Raw genomic sequence first — 1909 nt, forward strand, 5'->3', positions numbered from 1 at the left:
GCGAAGTTTTTGCTCGGCTTATTAATTCTTCAGGCGCTAACAGGTATTTCCAATGTGGTCTTCCAATGGCCTTTGCTTGCCGCTTTAATGCATACCGCGGGCTCTGCTGCGCTGGTGTTCTGTTTGGTTCGCCTGACTCAGTGGTCTTCGTGGAGTGCCTCCATTCATATTAAGATGGTTAGATCATTATGAGTAGTCCCACTTCCTCCGCTACTGTAGCGATGCCGCGTTGGCGTCAATACTGGGTGCTCACTAAGCCCCGCGTTACTCTGCTGGCTGTTTTCTGTGCAGTAATCGGAATGTTCCTGGCTACCCCTGGTATGGTTCCTTACCCAGTATTGATTGGTGGTATTTTGGGTATTTGGTTGTTGGCGGGTGCAGCTTTTGCAATGAATTGTTTAATTGAGCAAGCCGTTGATGCCAAGATGAAGCGTACCTCTTGGAGGCCATCTGCAACTGGTGAAGTAACTCCTTTTCACATTACTGTTTTCTCGATCATTCTTGGTAGCCTGGGAATGATCATCTTATGGAACTTCTGCAATCCATTAACGATGTGGCTTACAGTGGCAACTTTTGTAGGTTATGCCGTAATTTATACCTGGTTACTGAAGCCTGCTACACCACAGAATATTGTGATTGGCGGACTATCTGGCGCCATGCCGCCCGCCTTAGGTTGGGCTGCTGTGACGAATGGTTTATCTGCTGAGGCTTGGCTCTTGGTACTCATTATTTTTGTATGGACACCCCCGCACTTTTGGGCGCTTGCTTTATATCGTCGCGATGACTATGTGCAAAGTGGATTACCAATGCTGCCAGTCACTCATGGTGAGCGCTTCACGCTCCTCAATATCTTGCTCTACACCTTAATACTGATTGCAGCTACTTTGTTGCCTTATATTTACGGCATGAGCGGGCTAGTGTATTTAATTTCCGCAATCATATTGGGTTTGATGTTCCTTGCCTATGTGATTGCCTTGTTTGTTTCTTATAGCGATGCACTTGCAAAGAAAACTTTCCGCTTTTCGATTACCTATTTATCTTTGCTATTCGCAGCACTATTAATTGACCACTATTTCATTTGAGTTGAATATGAATTTATCAACACTTTCAAGTCTTCTTGTACGCAGCCTGATGTTGTCAATCATTGGATTGGCTTTGCTAGCCTGCAGTCCCAAGCAGAGCTTTAAAAATGTTGACATCACTGGCGGCAAGTCATTCGGTACTGACTTTAGTCTACTTGACCCTGATGGCAAAGTGCGAACGCTAGCTGACTTCAAAGGTAAAGCAGTTGTGATGTTCTTTGGTTATACGCAGTGTCCAGATATTTGTCCTACGACTCTAACGGAGATGCAGCAAGTGATGACTCTCTTAGGGCCCCAGGCCGATAAGGTTCAAGTGCTATTTGTCACCGTTGATCCCGAGCGAGATAGCGCCAATATTTTGAAGCAATATGTACCGGCGTTTGATTCTCGTTTCTTAGGCCTGCGTCCAGCAGACGAGGCGGCTTTAGAAAAAGTGACTAAGGACTTCAAGATTTACTATAAGAAGGTGCCCGGTACGAGTCCTGGCTCATACACCATGGATCACATGGCAGGTAGTTATGCATTCGATCCAGAAGGGCATTTACGCCTGTACATCAAGCATGCGCAAGGTGCTGATACCTTAGCGCAAGACTTGAAAGAGCTACTGAAGTAAAGTCTTACAGAGGGAGGACTGCTTAAGCAGTCTCAGCTTGCAAGAGGCTACGCATCTTTTTGAGAGCAGCAGTCTCAATCTGACGCACACGCTCTGCAGAGATGCCGTATTCACTGGCGAGATCATGCAATGTCTTTGTGCCATTACCATCCGCATCCATTGCCAGCCAACGGGATTGCACAATGTTGCGACTACGCTCATCTAAAGCCATGAG

Annotated in this window: 4 protein-coding genes; 3 read left to right on the forward strand and 1 reads right to left on the reverse strand. The window is 46.4% G+C overall.

All coding sequences use genetic code 11. From position 1 onward, the window contains the following. The 3 genes from B7Y67_RS16570 to B7Y67_RS16580 all read left to right on the forward strand — a co-directional run. Positions 1–192, forward strand: a 192-nt coding sequence (locus B7Y67_RS16570; protein WP_293599570.1) for a COX15/CtaA family protein, incomplete at its 5' end; no start/stop codon positions are given. Beyond that, positions 189–1082, forward strand: a complete 894-nt coding sequence (gene cyoE / locus B7Y67_RS16575) for a heme o synthase (RefSeq protein ID WP_293599571.1) — start codon at positions 189–191, stop codon at positions 1080–1082. The genes B7Y67_RS16570 and cyoE, both read left to right, overlap by 4 nt. 7 nt (positions 1083–1089) lie before the next feature. Continuing rightward, the gene (locus tag B7Y67_RS16580; protein ID WP_293599572.1) at positions 1090–1695 is read left to right on the forward strand and encodes an SCO family protein; all 606 of its coding nucleotides are present in this window, start codon (positions 1090–1092) and stop codon (positions 1693–1695) included. Positions 1696–1717: 22 nt separating this feature from the next. On the opposite strand, the gene B7Y67_RS16585 is transcribed toward B7Y67_RS16580, so the two are convergent. Beyond that, positions 1718–1909 (reverse strand): sigma factor-like helix-turn-helix DNA-binding protein (locus B7Y67_RS16585; protein ID WP_293599573.1); only part of this gene is annotated, 192 nt, incomplete at its 5' end.

The sequence above is a fragment of the Polynucleobacter sp. 35-46-11 genome (assembly GCF_002281105.1).

Coding starts and splice junctions, on each gene's coding strand:
- cyoE (WP_293599571.1), top strand. CDS start 189: ATGAGTAGTCCCACTTCCTCCGCTACTGTAGCGATGCCGCGTTGGCGT.
- B7Y67_RS16580 (WP_293599572.1), top strand. CDS start 1,090: ATGAATTTATCAACACTTTCAAGTCTTCTTGTACGCAGCCTGATGTTG.